Origin of the sequence: Plantactinospora sp. CA-294935 (assembly GCF_050936445.1) — a bacterium.
Lineage (GTDB): Bacteria > Actinomycetota > Actinomycetes > Mycobacteriales > Micromonosporaceae > Plantactinospora.
Map to the genome: position 1 here is coordinate 2,421,284 of NZ_JBNJMU010000001.1, position 19,270 is coordinate 2,440,553.

The window sequence follows — 19,270 nt, forward strand, 5'->3', positions numbered from 1 at the left end:
TGTCACTTCGACCATCAGCCTGTACCGGTCGGAGCTGACCTCAACAAGTGTGCGAGCCGTGATCACATTCGGCAGCCGGCTCTACCCTGGTGCGCGTGCTCGCTGCCGAAGAGATCCCGAAGATCACCGACTGGATGCAGGCGTGGACCGGCATCGCCGCTCTGATCATGTCCACCTTCGCCGTCTTGTTCACTGGTCTGCTACTGCGACATGAGATCAAGATCCGGCGAGAGGAGAAGAGGGACCAAGAGGCGGCGCAGGCTCGATTGATTACCCTGACCCGGCCCTACGAGGAGACTGAGGAGGAGTTCGTCACGACGACCCGGTGTCAGTTGATAAATCACAGCGCGGCCCCAATCCACGGCATTCAGCTATATGCGCGCGACAGGCGACAGCCTGCGAAAATCGTGGCAATTAAGATGATCCACCTACTCGCCCCCGGTGACACCACTTACTTCGATGTACCCGTCCCAGACGGACCGGCGCATAAGGACACTCTCAGCTTTCTTCAAATAAGGGTCTCCTTCATTGACTCAAATGGCATGGGCTGGGAACGCTACATGGGCGGACAGCCGACTAGAGATCAAAATTTCGTGGGCCGGCGCGAGGCCGGGGAGCCAGAGAATTTCGGGCTTGTCCTGTGGCGGTACCTGTGGCCGGTATCAGAACCGGTGGGTTGGCTGGGCCGGCGGAGGCGGGACCTTGGAAGAAGAATCCGCCACCACATGTACAAGTCGACTACGCGACATGCCAACAAGCATTACAACCGAATGGTTGTCAAGGAGAAGTCTAGAGCCAGCCAGGATAAGGAATAGGCGGCCAGCGCGCGCTGGGCAGGTGTAGATGTGGGCGCATAACATGCATAACGTTATGCGCCACACTTGCTCGTTCGAGGACCTTCTGCGTCAGCTGGGTCAACAAGCCACCCGGACCGACGAGCTGCCGGCCGGTCGAGTCGGCCTGCGCCAGCAAGCTGGTCGGATGTCGTCGCGGTGGCCGAGTTGCGGGGTTCTCTGGCCGACGAGCGGGCCCGGGCGGCCCGGGCCGTACTGTGGTCGCCATCGGGGGGTGGTGGGCCGGTGACCTGCGGCCTGACAGGCGCCGCGCGGTCACTGGTCGAGGTCCTGGTCGGTTGTCGCGCCCGGTGTTCGTCGGGTCAGGCGTCGCCTGACCCGGATGCTGCTGAGTCTGCGCCATAGTGGCGGCCGGCTGGGATGGGCGGCCCGGCCATCGGAGGTGGCGGCGAGGCGATCGCGGATGCGTTGCAGGTCGTCGTCGACGGGCTGGATGGTGGTGAGGGCGATCTCCGGTTCCGAGCCCCGGGATCGCTGCGGTGGGGATGCGGTGCCGACGAACCGTCCGTGGGGTGCGACGATCCGGTTCCACTGCTGTTCCCAGCGGGAGGTGTCCGCGGGCCCGCCGCCGCACTCGCGCACGATGGACACCACGAGGGGCAGGGTAGGGGGCCGGCGGCCGGTGAGGACCTCCCACTCGGGAGTGCCGGTGCGGCCGGTGTTCCACGGCCGCCTGCGCTGTGGCCGCCAGTTTTCGATGTCGAGCCGCTTGTCGACGACGAGGTCGACCAGGGAGGCCACGAGGTCGTGCACGGTGCGGGCCTGGGCGAGGCTGACCGGGCACGCGGGTGTGGCATCGTATCCGCCATCGGACTCGACCCCGCCACCATGATCTCCTACGGCACGGTCGGCGTGCCCCGCAACACCGCCACTCTCGGAATCCGGCAGGCAGACCACATCCACGTCTCTCCCGACGAGGCGATCGCCTACGGCAGTGTCGTAACCCGCGCCGCCGACGTGGCAGCCGAGCTCGTCGCACGTCTCATTGCTGATCATCAAGCCGCTACGGGTCTGAGCTGACGAGCTGCTGACGTCCAAGAGCGGAGTCAGTCGGCGGTGTGAAGAGGGTGGTGCCGATGTCCGTAAGCGTTACCCGTGGGATGAGCCGTTCGAGCTTGGGGTGGGCGTTCCTGCGGGCTTGGGTCCGCGGGCGCTCAGTCGCTCGGTTAGGAGGTCGAATGACGTGGCCTGCTCGTAAGCGTCGCCGTGGCGTAGCCGTTCACCGAGGAGGTCTTCCAGTCGCTGGGCGGTGGCGTTCTGTTCCGCGATGAGGTCCCGTACGACGGCGGCGAGACTTTCGTTGGTCATCTTGGCCGCGCCGCTGGCGACGGGGTTGTCGACGAGTTTTTCCAGGATCGTCAGCCATTGCCGACTCATGCGATCTACGTGCTGTGCGCGCTTGACATCCACGTCGTATTCGCAGTCGAGTTTGATCAGCTGTTCCCAGTACGGCTTGATTGCTTGCTTTACGCCCTCATCAAGTTCGACCCATACGTATGGCTGGCAGGTCACTCGCGCCCCGTAGCGCTCGTACCGCCAGGGCCCGCTATCGGTGATGGCGCGCTGTAGTTCCACCTCGAGTTCTCTGGCCCGGTGTGCGACGACGTTGCGGGCTCGGGCGGCAGCGACACGTGCCAGGGCTCGGATGGCGTATGGCATGAAGTATTGGGCGGATCCGCTGAGGATTTCCCTCGGTATCCCTTCAGATGACCAGATGAATGTGGCGTGGACGCGGAACGTGAAGACGTAGCCGCGTGCCGGCACGATGATCGGTGTCTGCGCGTCCCGGCGTTCGGTCAGTCGGCCCGGCGGCGGCGGTGGCGGGGGCGGTGGTGGCATGGGGATGGGTTCGGGCCCGCGCAGCGCTTCGACGAGACGGCGCCATAGCCTCAGCAGCCATGATCCGAACCGGCGCCAGGCACCGGGAGAGCTGGTCTTGTTGATGGTGTCTGTCATGTCGTCACTTCCTCATCGCGGCGTCGAGCCATCCCGGTAGCCCGTCCTCGAACTGCGCCATCCGGCCTAGGTGGAACGTCATGCGGCGACAAAGGGTCGGTAGGGCGGTGAGGTCGGTGATCAACGCGACGGTCGCCTTACGCAGGGTGTCGTCGGTGTCAGCCGCGGTCATCCAGTGTTCGAAGGTGGTCCATGCCCTCCGCGACAGGTCGGCTGTCAGCAGCGCCACCTGCCAGAGGCGTACGAGGTCGTGGCTGTCGACCTCATGTGCTGCGGCTCTGACCATGAGATCAGGACTGCCGCTCGGTGAGGTGTCGGCCGGTATGGTGGCCAGCTTGAGTAGCGCGCCGCCGGCGTGCAGTTGTAGCTGTCGGTCGTCCGACCACCTTGCTAGCTCGAATATGATTTGATCCGCTCTGTGTGGGGCGTAGAGCTGGTATACGCCCTCGGCGACCGTGTAGGTGTGCTGCTGCATCGGGTCCTGGGCGATGCGGCGTAGGTCGGCGAGGCTCCAACTGAGGTCGGGCTGTTGTAGTCCACTGGCGTACACGCGAGCGGCTGTGTCTCTTTGAAAGTTCCGATGTCCACCGGCCCAGTCCCGAACCTGACGACGGACGAGATGGCCCACCTGGCCGCCCATGTCGGCCGCGACCATCGCCCAAGCCGCTGCTTGCCGGAGCCGATGTTTGGGTGAAGCCGCCCAGGCGTCGATGAGGTCGGCGCAGACCCGCGTGAAGTCGTGGTGCGCGAGCAGGCCGGCTGCCTCGGCGGCCGCTCGCCGCATCGGCTCGTCATCCTTCGAGACCAGGGTGTCCAGCCACTTGAGCAGGGCTGGCCGGGTGCTGTCGAACTCGTGCCATGCTTCATCGATGATGGCGCCTCGTAGGGCGCCGTCGTGCAGCCGGGCCGAGCGCGACGATTCGCCCCGTGACCGCGTGGCTTCTCGTCCCTCCTGCCAGTCGACGTCGAGCGGTCCGAGTAACTCCGACACGGGGTACTGCAATGCCATTCGGCCCCAGTCCACCCGCTTGGCCTGTCCGTCGATCTCCTCAAGCAGGAGGCCGGCCGCTTCGAAGGCGTAATGCAGTGGTTGCCAGGCGAAGACGGCGTACGCGATCCGGAAGGCCCGTTCGTGTTGGTCGGCCCGCCGGGGCCGCCGGCTAGCGCCGCCGACGTCGGAACGCAGAATTTCCGCGGCGCGGGCCCTGCGCCGCGGTTGGGACCTACGGAGGATCTCGGCCAAGGCACTTTCGTCGGCCGGGTGGCTCTGCCCGACTGCCTCGGCGATCGGCACCACCTCTCGAGGTCCGTAGGAGCCGCGCAGGGCATCGACAAGATCGCTGTGGTGGAGATACCCGCGAGTGAACGTGATGCTTTCCTCGTCGGTCAGCCTCAGCTTGTCTCGTAGATGACGGCCGAGGTGAGCGCGGAAGACGGCCAACGGTGCGGGGCGCTGGTGCTGCACCTCGGCGCTGGGCCGAACACCTGCACGCGAGTCGTCATGCCTGATCAGCAGCAGGCTCGCGGACCGTCGTCGGAAAAGATCTGCCAGCAGGCGCATCACTTGGCCGTGCCTGTTACCCGGCAGCCGGAGCACGTACCCGTGATCTTCCTTGACACTGTCGCCCGCCCGGTGCAGCACTTCCGGCGCGACATCCCCCGGTAGCAGGATCTCGTGTACGCGATCCCGACCGTGGCGCCGCGCCAGCGCCACGCATGCGGTGCTGAACCGCCCGGTGTGCGGCCGACCCGCCAGACAAGCCGTGGACCGCTGGCCGAGCTTCTCCCCGAGCTCCTCGTCTGCGGCCGTCTCCGCGTAAACCGCGAGCAGGTCCGACACTCCCACCAGATCTCTGATGACAGGGTTCGCCGACGGTTGACCCGTGTTGTTCACGACGTGAATCCTGTTGTTGTTGCCGAGAGCGTTCACCCCGCGGGCGTTGATCCGCGAGTAGGCGGCTGAGAACTGGCTGCCATACAGCTCCTCACCCACCCGCGGATCTACCCGCAAGGAATCCGGAACGATCTCCTCCTCCTGCGGATCAGCTTCCGGCTCCGACGTAGCCTTCTCCTCTCGACGAACCGGCTCATCTGTTCGCATGGGCAGGGCCCCCTCGTCCTGCCCAACCTCGCCGGACGATGTACTCGACGGCGACGCAACACGGTCAGGAGCCGCGTCACTCATCGAGGCGACCCCCACGAATCGAGGTCCTCCGGGCGACCTGACACGGAGATCGAATTACCGTTGCCAAACGCACCAATTCCCCGCGATCGGATGTCCTGGAACACCTGCCCACCCCCAGCCGGCTGGGGGTGGGGCCCGCGACCGTGACGATCGACACCCCCACCGCCGCCTCCGTCGTTCGGCTGGTCCGAGGCGGAACCCAGAAGATCCGGACGAACATCGATTGCGAGAACACTCTCGCCCGGAACGTAGATCCAGGCGGCGGCCTCGAAGTTCTTCTCAGGCAGCCGAGCCGTCACCTGCTGGAAGTGCTCAGGCCGAAGATCCTGGTACTGCCGGACGATGTCGTGGTAGAGCCGATCCGACACAATCAACGCGACCGCAGCGCCCGGGAACTGCCGTAACGCGGCCTTGAGCTGGGGCGAGTCCACCAACCGGCAGACTGTCACGACAGCGTCGCCCGGGTAGCCGTTCGCCCCGTCGAGATGAACCGGCCCCTCGTGGACACCGACTCGCAAGCGGATACGCGCCTCACTGCTGAGACCACGGTTGTGTTCACGCAACAACCGATCCAGGACCGGTGTCAGCCGCGTCACGACCGCCCGTTCGCTGGTCTCCGGCGGGAGGATGGCCAGCTCACCATCGCCCCCCTGCTGGATCAACCAGTTGGCGCGATCGAAGCCCAGCTCCCCGCACGCCGCCGCCATGACCTCCCGGAAGGCCAGCTGCGCTCGATGCTGTAGGACGTTGTCTCGACCGCTGTAGGACTCCATGTCCACGGCGACCAGAACACGCCGGTCCGGATCCGTGACGTAAGCCATGCTCTCCATCCCTCACTGGGCGACGAGTCGTTCGAGACTTATCTATACAGACCGACTGTGCTGGGAATCCCATACAAATACGGAATCGGTCCCCACAGTCGAGTGGATGACAAGCAGTACTTCGATCCCATGCCACCCGCTGCCCTGGCATTTACTTCATGCATGGGAAGAAGCCGGACAGCGAACAGTCGCATCGGCCAGGATGCCTGGCTCGATCTCCAGGTCGGCCTGGCCACGGCGGCCTCACTGCAAGCCTCCATCCGACATGCCGACGCGAAGGCGCTGGCGCTGCTGACGGCCGAAGGAGGCACGGCATTGACGGTTGCGGACCAAGTCCTGCCAACGACGCTGGACACCAACCTGACCGTTGCCACCCTCACGGTGCTCCTCGCGGCCAGCATGGTGCTATCCATGGCGGCGGCCGCCTATCAACTCGCGCTGTCGCTTCGGCCCCGTCTGACCGGCGCCGGCCGCGCCAACCGTTTCGGGTTTCCGGATCTCGTTGCAGGTGGCAGGCGGCCATCGATCGCCACGGCCAGACAGCACAGGGACGAGGCATGGGACTTCGTGGTGACACTCGCCCGTATCGCGATGGCGAAGCATCTACGGATCCGCCGGTGTATGCCCTGGTTTCTGGTATCGCTGGGCTCCGCCGCCGTCTTGGTGATCTTCAAAGCCTTGGTCGCCACAACCGCCTGATTGCCATCGCATGGTGTAGCGATCTTGAAGCAGAACGTGAAGGATGATCTCCGGAGCGTGGGGAGGTGCACATGGAGGAAGCGGCCTGGCCGCCCGGAACCCTGCTTGGCCGCCTCCGAGCATCGGCGCGGGAACGGCTCTTGTCGGTGGGAGTCCGGCGCTCGGTGAAAGAGGCCCAGGTGCTTCTCCGTGAGGGAGCGCTGGAATCCCACGTGATCCTGCTCGATGACGCGCTCGTCAAGGTCACGGTCTCGCTCTCCGACGGCCGGCACGCCTTACTGGCGATCCGTGTGTCCGGCGACATCGTTGGAGAGATCTCCGCCCTGAACGGCACGCCGAGGACCGCAACCGTCACCACATGCCGTCCGTCAATCATCCGGATCATCCACCGGAACGCCTTCAGAGCCGTCCTTCACGACAACCCTGAAGCCGCCTTGGAGATGGCCGGGATCGTCGCCGACCGCCTCCGGTGGGCCAACCGGCGTCGGATCGACTTCACCTCCTACCCCGTACGAGTTCGCCTGGCCCGGGTTCTGTGGGAACTCGCAGTCGCCTACGGACGACGGAGTCCCCGTGGTTTGATCATCGATATACGATTAACCCAGGACGAGCTGGCTACCCTCTGCGGCGCCGCAGAGATCAGCCTGCAGAAAGCGCTCGGAGGGCTACGGGCGGACGGCATCGTCGCCACGGGCTATCGGGAGATCGTCGTACGAGACGGCAAGGCGCTGCGGTCGATCGCCGATCTTGACTAGGGCTCGGCTGCTGTGGGCAACCACCCGGGCTGCCTGCGGATCAGAAGGTTTTTTAGGGGTTTCGAATCCCTTCGGGCACGCAGGATCATAAGGCGTCTGAACTGCGGAAGTGTAGGTCAGGTGCCTTCGCTTTTTTGTCCCTTGTGGTCGGTTGGGTGCTCGGTGGGTGCTCGTGCGACGAGGATGGCCTCGCGCCCCGCTCCGTCCGGTTGGACGAGGTCCTGTCCGTCTGCGTTTTGATCATCATCCCGCCGCTGCGGTTGGACGTCCAGATAGTGGGACGGGCGTTGCCGGCCCCTCCGGAGGCCGAGCCTTACTGGCGAGTGCTACGGAGGGTCGTCGTCTAGAGCCCACCGACGCAGGGCTCTACACCGCGCCGGTGTCGACGACCGCCATCAGCGAACGGGCCTGGTCGACTTTCAGTGGATGGCCTAGCGCAACTCCCCGTCCGCCCTTGGGTGAATGACGGGGGATCGCATGTCGGCTGCACCATGTGCTGCCGACCGGTGTTGACCGGCACCAGTTGCGTGTCCAACCGCACCGTCGCACCGCCGTCGGACCCCATTCCGCCGTGGTGCGAGCCCGGCATGGCCACCAGCGTCGGCTTGGTCCGCTCCTGGTGCGACTTCCACAGCTCGACGCCACCCACACCACCGAGCGCCGCCCCGCACGCGAAGGCGGTGATCAGGTACAGCAGCGCCCTCCGCCGACCCCTGCCCGCCGTAAGTCTCACCTCGTCCCGTGGCCCATCCTCAGCCACATCCAAGTCGATGACTCCCCGGCCCACCGTCACAACGGCAGCTTAGGGCCCCCACCACCACCAAACCGCTCCAACGAATCGGCCGCGCCCGTCGCGTCTGTACACGCCGCCGTCCGCGCGCCGCCCCAGCCACAATCGTCACGGTTCGTGACCACCCACCGCGACCCGCGACATCCGGATCTGCCGAGAAGAGTATGCCGCCAATCAGCCGATTCAACTTCATTTCAATCTGTTCATATAAAGACGACTTCCGCGGTGGGCTCGATGAAACGAGTTGCATGATGCATCTCGACAAGCTTGACTGCCGAGCGAATTCACCCTTTGGTAGACCTCGGCAATAGGCCCTCTCCGATCAATTCTTGACCGGCCCGAAGCTGCCAGAAAAGTCCCGCAGCTCTCCTTCCCCGGCGGCCAATACTGCCGCGCGGAATGAGCTTCGAGGACGATCGACGGCGCGCGCATCGACCTGCATGTCAACGGGTTATAGGCCCGTGAGGGTCCCACCCCTGTCAATACAGCCAACGACAATCCGTGTGGCGAATTGGCCGATATCACCGCAGTCAAGGAGAATTCAGCGCCAGCCGGACGCTGCTGGCGATTCTGTCAGCGCACCGTCCTCGCTGTTCCGTGATCCGTGATCTACGGCTGCGCGGCGCAGCAAGTCCACGACGGCGTCCGTGGCCGCCACTCAGTTCGAAGAGTGGCGTCAGCGTCCAGGGTGTCGTGGCCGTCGCCGAGCATCCGACGATCACTTGCATGCCGGTCAGGACCGGCGATGGTCCTGGTAGGACTGTTGGCGTCGGGTGCAGTAGACTTTGATGGGATATCCAACCTGACAGGTCGTGCCGCGCCGGCGCGATCCGCTGACACGGTGGGGTGATCAACCTGGCAGGGTCGTCGAATTATGACATGCAGCGGAGCCAGGGCCTACAGATCGGCGGCGGCCAGCAATTCAACTTCTGGTTCCGGCAGGATACGGCCGAGTGGCCGATACAAATCGGCCGTCCACCGGCTTTGGCCAGGAGCTTTCAGCCACGCACCGAGTTTGCCGAAGACGCGAGAATAACCATTGCGACACACCAACCCCTGATTCTCACGCAAGTTGTTGCCGCGGGCGGCGGTGGCGTGGGCAAGACGCAACTGGCCGCGTCGCTCTTCTCTCGGGCGCGCGATGAGGAAGTGCAAGTGCTTGTCTGGGTGAACGCGTCATCTCGCGAGTCGATAATCTCCACCTATGCGGATGCGGCAACCCAGGTGAGAGCCGGCCCCACGCAAGGCGTCTCGGGAGACCAGGCCGCAGGCAATTTCCTCAACTGGCTCAGCGTCACGGCACATCCATGGATCGTCGTTCTCGACGACTTGGTAGATCCCGTTGACGTGAAGGGGCTCTGGCCGGACGGACGCTCGGGCCGAGTGATCGCGACCACCAGACGACGAGACATCGCACCCAGCGGAGCAGCGCATGTCCTCGTAGACGTCTTCACCCCGAACCTGGCTGCCCGCTATCTGATCGACCGCTTCGAAGGGGAAACGGCGAATGCCGTCCACCCGGAAGTGCTCGACGAGGCCGAAGAACTTGCCCTGGATCTGGGTTGCCTGCCGCTCGCCCTGGCCCAAGCAGCCTCTTTGATCGTCGTCCTCGGGATCACCTGCAAAGAATATCGTCGCCGATTCAAGAACCGCGCCCGCCATCTTGAGGAGTTGTTTCCCTTGGACGCCAACGCCGACGAATACTCCGACACCGTTGCGAGCACGTGGTCCCTGTCGATCGAGCGGGCGAACGCCATGGCCCCGGCCGGCCTCGCCTTGCCAGCGCTGCAGATCGCCGCATTCGCCGACCCCAATGGCGCGCCCGAGGCAATCTGGCACACGCAGCCGGTCAAGAATTATTTGATTGGCGCGATAGGGGTGGCGCAACCGACCAATACCGACATCCATGATGCTCTGCGGAATTTGCATCGCCTCAGCCTCATCGACCACACGCCGCATGACGACAGCGCCACAGTTCGGACCCACGCACTGATCCAGCGTGCGGTCAGAGAGAGCCTGGATCAGGAAAAATTCGATCGCCTTGCGCGCGTATTCGCCGATGCCCTGGCCGAAGTGTGGTCACACGCGAGCAACGACACGCACTCGTCGCGGATCCTGCGGTTGAACGCGACGACCCTCACGCGAGGCTCCGGGGACGCGCTGTGGGAGCCCGAGGCGCACAACATTTTCTTCCGGACCGGCGAGAGCATGGCGGACGTCGGGCTGGTCGGGGAGGCCATCAGATATTGGGACGCGCTGGCCCTCGAGGCTAAGGAGCGCCTCGGTCCCGAGCACCGGCAGACACTCCTCGCCCGGCAGCGCACCGCGGAGGCCATCGGTGCCGCAGGCGATGCCTCGACGGCGGCGCGCCAGCTTGAGGAGCTGTTCGAGGACTGCATCCGGATTCTGGGTACGCGAGACACGCAGACCCTGTCCGCGCAGCACGGGCTGGCCTACTGGCGCGGCGCCTCAGGTAACGCCGCAGGAGCCGCCCGGGCGTTCGAGAAGCTGGTCGCCGACCGCCGCAGCGTTCTGGGCGCCCAGCATCTGGAGACCCTCCTGGCGCGCCACGATCTGATCAGATGGCGGAGCATCTCCGGCGACGCATCCGAGACCATCGAGCAGCTCATCGCATTGGTTCAGGATTGTTCCCGGACACTCGGCCGCGACCACCCCGCGACGTTCATGGCGCGGAACACCCTGCTCACCTGGCGCGGAATTCTCGGGGACCCGGAGGGTGCTGCCGCGGAAATGGCGGAGCTCGTGGTCGACCGGACCAGAGCACATGGACGCAACCATCCCATCACCCTGGCAGCCCGCCACGACGAAATTTTCTGGCGGCAGGCATCCGGTCAGACGGCGGGAGCCGCTGCCCGGCTCGAAGAGGTGCTCAAGGACTACACCCGCGTCCTCGGTCCGAGCCATCCCGACACCTTGACGGTGATCAACGACCTGTCTCAGTGGTATGGCGTCGAGGGTGACGCGGCCAAGGCGGCCAGCTCCTTCGACGTCCTCCTACAGGCTTGCCTGCATATTCTCGGTGAAAACCACCCGGACACCTTGACCACGAAACACAACCTCGGCCTATGGCGCGGTGTCGCGGGAGACCGAACTAGCGCAATTTCACTGCTGACGGAGGCCGTCGCCACTTCGACAACGCATCTCGGCGCGGCTCACCCCGACACGCTGGCCAGCCGGCAGGCGCTCGCTGATTGGCGGGGAGTGAGCCAGGGTGCGGAAGTTGCCATCGATGACTACGGTGTCCTGTTGGAAGATTCGATCCGCTTCCTGGATCCACGGCATCCACATATATTTTCCGCAGCGCACAGCCGGGCGGACTGGATAGGCGTGAGCGGAGGAACGGACGACGCGCTGCGCGCGCTGGGTTCGCTGCTGGAGGAATGCCGGGCCAACTTCGTGCCCGACCATCCGCGGGCGACCATCGTGAAGGCGGCCGTGGAATTTTGGCGCACGCCCGAAACCGAGCGCGACTTCTCCCAATTGATTCCACCAAGCTTGCGAGGATTGTCCGCATCGCCTGCGGACCAGCTCGCCACACGCAACGTGGTTGTCTCCTGGCGCCCTCGCCGGGTGCGCCGGAGACTGTCCCGTTGACACCTAACGGACGTGTGTCAGCCGAGAATGCGCCGGAGCATCTCGGCACCTCGCACAGTATTTCCCTAGCCGTCGTTGTTGAATTAAACGTAAACGTCGCGGTCTTGGGGCCTGCCTCTCACGGATGCGACCGACACACCAAGCCAGGCCGCCCCCGCCACCCGCCACGACGTCCACATTGTCACCAGTACAAAACCGGCCAACACAGCGAAGAAGACGAAGAAGCCGACCAGTCCAAGACCACGCCGCACGGGTTAAAGATCAAGCTAGACCATGAAGCGTTACCGGTTTGGACCGCACCTACGGCGGGCCGTGGTGGCGCCAGGTGGCCTTGGATGCCCACGCGTCCTCGCCTGCCGGCTGCGGGACGGTGCCGACTTGGACCGCCCAGGAGTCGGACGGCTGGCCGGCGAAGTAGTTGCTACGGATACCGTGGTGACCGGCGTGAAATGCATGCGCTCCCCGGGCATCCGCCTCAGTCCGGACTAACCGGGGCGATGGTTCGGGGTCAGGAAAAGTTGTTGTGCTGGGTGTTGTGGTCGCCGACCTGCACACCCTTCGCCTCACGCAGATCAATCTGATACTTACCGGCCGCCGACCCGACCGGATCCGTCAACTGCAGCACCCGTCGCGCTGCCGCCACGACCTGCTCGTCGGCCGCAGCACCGGACTCGGTCAATACCTCACCGAGGCAAGTCTCCCCCCAGACACCGGGCGCGGTCTCGTCAGCGTCCAGCGCCTGAACCACCTCATCACCATGACCGCCCAGATGGGCCTTAAGCAACGCCTTCAACCCTGCGTAGGCGTCCTTGACCGCCGCGGACGCGGTGTCCTTCATCCCTGCGCCCGCACCAGCGGCAAGCGCCGCCATGATCACTTCAACCGCCGACATAATCCACTCCCGCTGATCGATGAAATTCCATTCTTACGGACCGATACCAGTCGGTCACATGCGAAGGTTCCTCGCGCTCGTGTACGCAACGGACATCGCGCATGGGTGCGGGTTTCCACATCGGATGTGATGAGACCACTAGAGCCGCAGCACAGCGGTAGGTCTCCAAGATCAAAGATGTCTCTTCGTTGACGCGGTCTTTGACCGCAAGAACTCGCAAGCGGCGAGCATTTATGCGCGGCTGACCCACTACGCGACCAGCGCGTGCCAGCCGGGGGCTCAGCATCAGCTCACGCTGAGCGGCGACACGCACTCAACTGCCGCAGAGCATGCGCGGCAGCCGGCCGCGCACGGTCACAGAGCGTGACGGTGCATGGTTGGGTGCGCAGCGTCCGCTCGTGCCGATGAGAGTCCATCCGGCGGAGCGTGGGGTGCGGCAACGATGCGAATCAGGCGCTCAGTGAGCGTTTTGGATGTGGGTTAATTGGGTGTGTTGAATGTACGGCGGGGGCGGGTCCGCTGCGGGTGAGGCGGTTGAGCATGCCGGTGATCGCGGCCCAGCGGATCAGGTGTTCAGCGGTGGCGGGATCGGTCTCGTAGTCGCGGGCCAGGCGGCGGTGCAGCATCAACCAGCCCACGGTCCTTTCCACCACCCACCTGCGCGGATGGACGACGAAACTTTCTGATCAGCGGGCTTACGCACGATCTCGACCGTGGTGTTCAAGAGGGTCCGTTGCGTTGTCGGTGGCGAAGGTCGAGGCAAGCTTGGTGTGTGAAGCGATCGAGCGAGCGGGGTCGTTGGTCACCGCCCCGGTCGACCTTCGCCGGGTATCGGTTCCCGGCCGAGGTGATCGTCGTCGCGGTCCGTTGGTACCTGCGTTTCAACCTTTCGTATCGCGACGTGGAGGAGCTGCTGGTCGAGCGTGGCGTCGAGTCGACCATGTCACCGTGTTTCGGTGGGTGCAGCGGTTTACGCCACTGCTGGTCGAGGCCGCCCGCTTTGCCCGCCACTCGCCAGGTGACAGGTGGTTCGTCGACGAGACCTACGTGAAGGTCAACGGCATGTGGCGCTACGTCTACCGGGCCCTCGACCAGTACGGGCAGGTCATCGACGTTCTCGTCTCGACCCGTCGGGACGCCGCGGCAGCTCGACGCTTCTTCCAACGGGCGCTACAGGTCCTGAAGGTAACGCCCAGCGAGGTGGTCACCGATGCCGCCCCGGTCTATCCCGCCGTGCTCGACGACCTTGTCCCATCGGCCTGGCACCACGTCGAGCGGTACGCCAACAACCCGATCGAAGCCGACCACAGTCAACTGAAACACCGATTACGGTCGATGCGTGGGCTACGGAGCGACAGCACGGCACAAGTGATCATCACCGGACACGCCTTCATCCAGAACCTACGACGCGGCCACTACGAAATCGGGCAAGACGCGCCGCCCGGCCTCCGCGTCGCGGAGGCGTTTACTGAGCTCGCCCAAGCGATCTGAGCGTAGGCTCCGATCGGGGTTCAACGCGTCCATCGAATCAAGAACGCAACAGTCCCGCTCCTTCTGCTGTTGCTTTGCTCTACTATCTCAGGGTGATTGAATCGGGCATCCGGGACGATCGGGTAGTTTGCCTGCGGCCGACAACGAGCTGTGGAAGACTATCCATGACGAAAGCGGTCGCGAACTCTACTCCCACGCTGCAGTCGCTGCCTATTGCGCAAGCAAGGCGACGAGTACCAGACCTGGACCAACAGTTCGGCATCCGTGCACATGAGGCTCAGCGAAAGAGCACCGTCAGCGGAACCAATCGCAAGGTATAGGCGCCTACCGGGAGTAGTTTCACATGTCACGGGGATTGCCGTTCAAGAGTTGCTCTTGTCGTGATGAGAACAAGAACAAGATCGGCCCCGCATGTCCGAGGCTCCGTCGTGCCTGTGGTGCGTGGAGCGCCGCCCACGGCACGTGGGCCTACCGGATCGAGCTACCGGTGCAGCCCGATGGCAAACGGTGGCAGCTGCGACGTTTCGGTTTCGCTACCCGTGAAGCGGCACTCGTTGACCGTAGCCGCGCACAGTCGCTACTCGAACTCGCTGGTGACGACACCATAGTCGGCAACGAAATCGCGCGCACGCTCAAGGACACCAAGAGCGGCCGACCGTTTCCCGATCGAGATGCCGTCGCCCGCCGCGTCCGCGCCGGGCTCGTGGCATCCTCTGCGATGACCCTGGGTGACTACCTCTGGCAGTGGCACGCCAGTCGTCGCAAGATCCAACCCACCACGGTGGTCAGTTACGCGACCCATATCCGTGTTCATCTCGTGCCGCACCTTGGTCACATCCCGATCGATCGGCTCCGAGTCGGCCATCTCCAGTCGATGTTCGACAGCATCAGCGACCGCAACCTCCAGATCGACATCGCCCGCTGCAGCGATGACGTCCAGGTCCGGGCGTCGGTCAGAGGTGTCCGTAGGACGGGCCCGGCAACGATGCATCGTATCCGCGCGACCCTGCGTAAGGCCCTCAACGATGCGATACGCACCCATCGACTCATCGAGTTCAACCCCGCCGCATACGTCGAACTGCCATCAGTTCAAACACCGAGGGCGCGGGTCTGGACCTCCGCCGCCGTGCAGGAGTGGAAGGAGACGGGACTACGGCCCAGCAGCGTCATGGTGTGGACACCCGAGCAAGCCGGCGCGTTCCTCGATCATGTCGAGGACCATGACTTCGTCGTCTACCCCATCGTCGCCCTCATCCTGCACCGGGGTCTGCGCCGCGGCGAGGCGCTCGGCCTGCGCGAAAGCGACGTCGACCTGGAGGGGAGGACCGTGACGATCACTCAGCAGCTCACGACTGTCGGCTATCGACCAGTGATCAAGATCGTCAAGAGTTACGCCGGCGACCGCACTATCGCGCTCGACGCCTCCACGACCACGGCGTTACGCATCTACCAGCAGTGGCGGAAACGCTGGCGGGCCGACGCCGCCTGGCCGAAGACCGAGTTGTTTTTCGTGCGACCTGACGGTCGTCAGTGGCATCCCGAGCAGGTCAGCGATCGCTTCGAGCGACTCGTCGCAGATTCCGGGCTGCCGCCGATCCGGTTGCACGATCTGCGGCACTGCGCCGCGACGCTCCTCAAGGCGTCCGGATCCGACCTCAAGGACATCCAGGAGGTACTCGGGCTCTCGAGTATCACCGTCGCTGCGAACACCTACACCTCGGTCATGCACGAACTCGAGTCCGAACGCGCCAAGGCCGAAGCCGCCTCTGCCCTAGTACCACGCCGATCAGGCGCCGCAGTCGGCACATCTGCGAGACGCCCGCAGGAGAACGACTCAGGTGGGCCGCCGGGGACTCGAACCCCGAACCCGCGGATTAAAAGCCCTCACGCTCTCGATATTCCAAACTTGAAGCAACGCTCTGACCTGCACAAACGAGGGCTCCCACTGTCCAGAATGGACTTGAGGCGCCCCGTGGGTGCTCCCATGTTGGCAACATGTCGCTACCTTGGGCGAGAAAGACCTCGAGTTCAGTTACGCAGAGCGACGGCGCAGCTCAGTCGAGACCCCCTGAGCGCGGGGCGGTATCTTGTGTATCGCCACCACGCGCCCACTCCATCTGCTATGCGCAAATGAGGCTTGAGCTGCGGAAACGGCGCGCAGCCTATCCCGCGACGGCAAGGGCGCACCAGCAAGACGGGCGCTCTGCTGCGGTCCGGTATCCTGTCTGACGCGGGCTGTTAGCTCAATTGGCAGAGCAGCGGACTTTTAATCCGCGGGTTCTGGGTTCGAATCCCAGGCGGCCCACCGCAGACGATCTGGCTACCCCTCGGCCGGTGACCGGTACCGTCGAGGTACGGCAACCCCGGGTCCGGAGGTAGTGCGCTGCTGGCGGTCGCGATCGGCGTGGGCCTGAGCTTCGTGGTGGCGGGCCTGGTCGGTTGGCGGGCGCGCCCGGGCAACCGGACCGGTCCGCTGCTGGTCGCCGTCGGCCTGGCGTGGTGGCTCGGCAAACTTCCCGTTCCGCTGTCGCTGCCCGACGGTCTCGCCGTGGTACGCGCCGGACTCTGGGCCGCCGTGCTGGCCCATCTGGTGGTGGCCTTCCCGTCCGGGCGGCTGGCGACGCCGGCACCGCGCCTGGTCGTGGGGTTGACCTATCTGGGCGTCGCCGTGGTCGGTGCGCTGACCGCGCTGCGAACCGGGACCGCGAGCGGCGCGGCCGGGACGACCGGCGGAGCCGAGTTGGCCGGTACGGCCGAGCCGGCCGGCGGAGCGGGCGGGATCGCGATCGTCGGGGTACTGCTGGGCGGCTCGGCGGTGGTCGGCCTGCAACTCCTGCGCTGGCGCCGGAGCAGTACCACCCGGCGCCGCTACCTCAACCCGATGTTCGGCGCCGCAGTGCTGGCCGTGGCGATGTTCGTGGTCGTGAAGCCGGCGACGATCGCCGGCCGGGACGTCGCGGTACTCACCGTCGGGCTGCACCTCGGGCTGCTGGCGGTGCCGCTGGGATACCTGGCCGGGCTGCTGCGTCGCCGCGTCGACCGGGGCGGGGTGGCGGACCTGGTCGTCCGGCTGCACGCCGCACCGCGTACCGGGGGCATCGCGGAGACGCTGTCCCGGGCCCTGCACGATCCGACCCTACGGATCGGCTACTGGGCACCGGAGTCCGGCCGCTACGTCGACATCGAGGGTCGTACGGTGACGCCGCCGGAGGAGGGGGCGACGGACCGGGCGGTGACCCGGATCGACCGTGCCGGGGAGCCGGTCGCGATACTCGTGCACGACCGGGCGTTGGCGGAGGAGCCGGAGTTGATCGAGGCCACCTGTGCGGCGGCGGGGCTGGCGCTGGAGAACGAGCGGCTCACCGCCGACCTGCGGGCCCGGGTCCGGCAGCTCGCCGACTCCCGGCTGGCGCTGCTGCGTGCGGGCGAGGCGGAACGGCGACGGCTGGAGCGGGACCTGCACGACGGCGTACAGCAGCGGTTGCTGGCGATCCCGCTGACGCTGGGGCTGGCCGGGTCGGCGTTGCCCACCGACCCGGAGCGGGCCGCCGGGCTGATCGCCGAGGCGCGGAGCGGGACGCTGGCGATCCTGGCCGAGCTACGGGCGCTGACCCAGGGACTGCATCCGCCGCTGCTGACCGAGCGCGGCCTGGCCGGTGCGGTACGCGAGCTGGCGGCACTCTCTCCGGTACCGCTGCGGCTGCCGGACGACATCCCCGACCGGTTGCCGGCAGAGGTGGAGACGACCGCCTACTACGTGGTCGCCGAGGCGCTGGCGAACATCACCAAGCATGCGGCCGCGGCAACGGCCGAACTGCGGATCGGGCGGCGCGACGGGCGGCTGGTGCTGGAGATCGGGGACGACGGCCGGGGCGGCGCGGATCCGGCGGGCGGGTCCGGGCTGCGCGGGCTGGCCGACCGGGTCGCGGTCGTCGGCGGCTCCTTCGAGCTGGCGAGCCCGGCCGGCGGCGGTACCCGGATCCGGGCGGTGCTGCCGTGCGGGTAGCGCTGGCCGAGGACAACACCCTGTTGCGGGAGGGACTGGTCCGGCTGCTCACCGAGGCGGGTCTCACCGTGGTCTGCGGTGTCGAGGACGCGACCGCGCTGCTGGCCGAGGTGGCGCGGCACCGACCGGAGGTGGCCGTCGTCGACATCCGGCTGCCGCCGACGCGTACCGACGAGGGGTTGCGGGCGGCCCGGGAGATTCGACGCCGGCACCCGGCGACCGGGGTGCTGGTGCTCTCGCAGTACGTCCGGGTCAGCTACACCGTCGAACTGCTCGACGGGGGTGCGCGCGGCGTCGGGTACCTGCTCAAGGACCGGGTCTCCGACCTGGCGGAGTTCGCCGCGGCGGTCCGGCGGGTCGGTGCCGGCGGCACGGCGTTCGACCCGGTCGTCATCGACCAGCTCGTCGGGCGGCGGGACCGCGACGACGACCCGCTGCGCGGGCTGAGCGACCGGGAGCGCGGCGTCCTCGCCCTGATGGCCGAGGGGCGGACCAACCAGGCGATCGCGGAACGGCTCGACATCGCCGAGCGGACCGTGGAGAAGCACTGTACGAACATCTTCGCCAAGCTGGCCCTGCCCGCCTCGCCCGACGACCACCGCCGGGTACTCGCCGTGCTGCGCTATCTCAACGGCTGACCGCGCGTCCGACCCGCCGTCGCGCCCGGCCGAGGTACGGGTAGCCGCACCCGCCGGGTACGGCAGGCCCGGTGCGCGGGGCGTACTGGCTCGCTTCCGCCGGGTGCCGCGCAGACGCAGACTCGTCGCCATCGGTAACGGATTTCGGAGGGGATGACGATGGCTGGTCCGCTTGTCGGAAGGCTGGACACGGTGAGGGTGGCCCGGGGCGCCGCCGCCGCGTTGACGGTGGCGATGGTCTGGTATTTCGCGACCTCGGACGCGCTCCGGTCGGACAACCCGTTCCTGGTACCCGACCTGCTGGTGATGGTCTTCGGGCTGGGGTCGTCGCTGCTGCCCCGCCGGGCGGCCGTACCAGCGATGATCTTCACGTTCGGCTGGGCGGCCGGCGTCTTCACCACGTCGCTGTCGCACTACGTGGTCCGGGGCGAGTTCGCGGTGGACCACATCTTCCTGATCCTGCCCAGCGTGGTGATGGCGGTGCTGCTCGGCCGGGTCGCCGCCGCCGGACCGGTGCCGGTGCCGGAGCGACCCCGCCCGGCCCCCGCCCGGGTCTGATCGGAGTCGG

Annotated in this window: 13 protein-coding genes, 1 tRNA gene and 2 pseudogenes; 10 read left to right on the forward strand and 6 right to left on the reverse strand. The window is 66.0% G+C overall.

The window, feature by feature from the left end:
• The first annotated feature begins 95 nt into the window (after positions 1-95).
• Entirely contained in the window at positions 96-815 is a 720-nt protein-coding gene (locus ACQEVC_RS10875; protein ID WP_432875871.1) for a hypothetical protein, read from the forward strand.
• Positions 816-1,109: 294 nt separating this feature from the next.
• On the opposite strand, the gene ACQEVC_RS10880 is transcribed toward ACQEVC_RS10875, so the two are convergent.
• The 4 genes from ACQEVC_RS10880 to ACQEVC_RS10895 form a co-directional block, all read right to left on the reverse strand.
• The gene (locus ACQEVC_RS10880) at positions 1,110-1,850 is read right to left on the reverse strand and encodes a hypothetical protein (protein ID WP_432875874.1); all 741 of its coding nucleotides are present in this window, start codon (positions 1,848-1,850) and stop codon (positions 1,110-1,112) included.
• A 93-nt stretch (positions 1,851-1,943) separates the two neighbouring features.
• On the reverse strand, positions 1,944-2,810 hold the full coding sequence (locus tag ACQEVC_RS10885) for a hypothetical protein (RefSeq protein ID WP_432875876.1): 867 nt from the start codon (positions 2,808-2,810) through the stop codon (positions 1,944-1,946).
• Between the two features lie 4 nt (positions 2,811-2,814).
• Complete coding sequence (locus ACQEVC_RS10890) at positions 2,815-4,911, reverse strand: hypothetical protein (protein ID WP_432875879.1); 2,097 nt, start codon at positions 4,909-4,911, stop codon at positions 2,815-2,817.
• An 80-nt stretch (positions 4,912-4,991) separates the two neighbouring features.
• On the reverse strand, positions 4,992-5,816 hold the full coding sequence (locus tag ACQEVC_RS10895; RefSeq protein WP_432875881.1) for a hypothetical protein: 825 nt from the start codon (positions 5,814-5,816) through the stop codon (positions 4,992-4,994).
• Positions 5,817-5,918: 102 nt separating this feature from the next.
• On the opposite strand from ACQEVC_RS10895, the gene ACQEVC_RS10900 reads away from it, so the two are divergent.
• From ACQEVC_RS10900 to ACQEVC_RS10910, 3 genes are all read left to right on the forward strand, one after another.
• The gene (locus ACQEVC_RS10900; protein ID WP_432875883.1) at positions 5,919-6,515 is read left to right on the forward strand and encodes a hypothetical protein; all 597 of its coding nucleotides are present in this window, start codon (positions 5,919-5,921) and stop codon (positions 6,513-6,515) included.
• Positions 6,516-6,586: 71 nt separating this feature from the next.
• Entirely contained in the window at positions 6,587-7,270 is a 684-nt protein-coding gene (locus ACQEVC_RS10905) for a Crp/Fnr family transcriptional regulator (protein ID WP_432875885.1), read from the forward strand.
• Between the two features lie 1,636 nt (positions 7,271-8,906).
• Complete coding sequence (locus ACQEVC_RS10910) at positions 8,907-11,675, forward strand: tetratricopeptide repeat protein (protein ID WP_432875887.1); 2,769 nt, start codon at positions 8,907-8,909, stop codon at positions 11,673-11,675.
• A gap of 508 nt (positions 11,676-12,183) precedes the next feature.
• Here ACQEVC_RS10910 and ACQEVC_RS10915 read toward each other — a convergent pair.
• Positions 12,184-12,567 (reverse strand): hypothetical protein, encoded by a 384-nt coding sequence (locus ACQEVC_RS10915; RefSeq protein WP_432875889.1) that lies wholly within the window; start codon positions 12,565-12,567, stop codon positions 12,184-12,186.
• A gap of 449 nt (positions 12,568-13,016) precedes the next feature.
• Positions 13,017-13,244, reverse strand: a pseudogene (locus ACQEVC_RS10920) (hypothetical protein); the annotation flags it as partial.
• A 95-nt stretch (positions 13,245-13,339) separates the two neighbouring features.
• Between ACQEVC_RS10920 and ACQEVC_RS10925 the strand changes: the two are divergent.
• From ACQEVC_RS10925 to ACQEVC_RS10950, 6 genes and pseudogenes are all read left to right on the forward strand, one after another.
• A pseudogene (locus ACQEVC_RS10925) lies at positions 13,340-14,058 on the forward strand (IS6 family transposase).
• Positions 14,059-14,545: 487 nt separating this feature from the next.
• Positions 14,546-16,192 (forward strand): tyrosine-type recombinase/integrase, encoded by a 1,647-nt coding sequence (locus tag ACQEVC_RS10930; protein WP_432875891.1) that lies wholly within the window; start codon positions 14,546-14,548, stop codon positions 16,190-16,192.
• 98 nt (positions 16,193-16,290) lie between these two features.
• Positions 16,291-16,363: transfer RNA gene (locus ACQEVC_RS10935), tRNA-Lys, on the forward strand.
• A 99-nt stretch (positions 16,364-16,462) separates the two neighbouring features.
• Positions 16,463-18,064 carry a sensor histidine kinase gene (locus tag ACQEVC_RS10940; protein ID WP_432875893.1) on the forward strand — a complete coding sequence of 534 codons (1,602 nt, stop codon included), beginning with the start codon at positions 16,463-16,465 and terminating at the stop codon, positions 18,062-18,064.
• Positions 18,055-18,702, forward strand: coding sequence for a response regulator transcription factor (locus tag ACQEVC_RS10945; RefSeq protein WP_318402160.1), 648 nt, complete (start codon positions 18,055-18,057; stop codon positions 18,700-18,702). The genes ACQEVC_RS10940 and ACQEVC_RS10945 overlap by 10 nt, the downstream gene beginning before the upstream one ends.
• 159 nt (positions 18,703-18,861) lie before the next feature.
• Complete coding sequence (locus ACQEVC_RS10950) at positions 18,862-19,260, forward strand: hypothetical protein (RefSeq protein ID WP_432875896.1); 399 nt, start codon at positions 18,862-18,864, stop codon at positions 19,258-19,260.
• Positions 19,261-19,270 lie beyond the last annotated feature (10 nt).

What these genes read in the sequence shown, in the direction of transcription:
- ACQEVC_RS10880 (WP_432875874.1), bottom strand. Translation starts at nt 1,850, where the DNA reads ATGATCAGCAATGAGACGTGCGACGAGCTCGGCTGCCACGTCGGCGGC.
- ACQEVC_RS10885 (WP_432875876.1), bottom strand. Translation starts at nt 2,810, where the DNA reads ATGACAGACACCATCAACAAGACCAGCTCTCCCGGTGCCTGGCGCCGG.
- ACQEVC_RS10890 (WP_432875879.1), bottom strand. Translation starts at nt 4,911, where the DNA reads ATGCGAACAGATGAGCCGGTTCGTCGAGAGGAGAAGGCTACGTCGGAG.
- ACQEVC_RS10895 (WP_432875881.1), bottom strand. Translation starts at nt 5,816, where the DNA reads ATGGCTTACGTCACGGATCCGGACCGGCGTGTTCTGGTCGCCGTGGAC.
- ACQEVC_RS10905 (WP_432875885.1), top strand. Translation starts at nt 6,587, where the DNA reads ATGGAGGAAGCGGCCTGGCCGCCCGGAACCCTGCTTGGCCGCCTCCGA.
- ACQEVC_RS10915 (WP_432875889.1), bottom strand. Translation starts at nt 12,567, where the DNA reads ATGTCGGCGGTTGAAGTGATCATGGCGGCGCTTGCCGCTGGTGCGGGC.
- ACQEVC_RS10950 (WP_432875896.1), top strand. Translation starts at nt 18,862, where the DNA reads ATGGCTGGTCCGCTTGTCGGAAGGCTGGACACGGTGAGGGTGGCCCGG.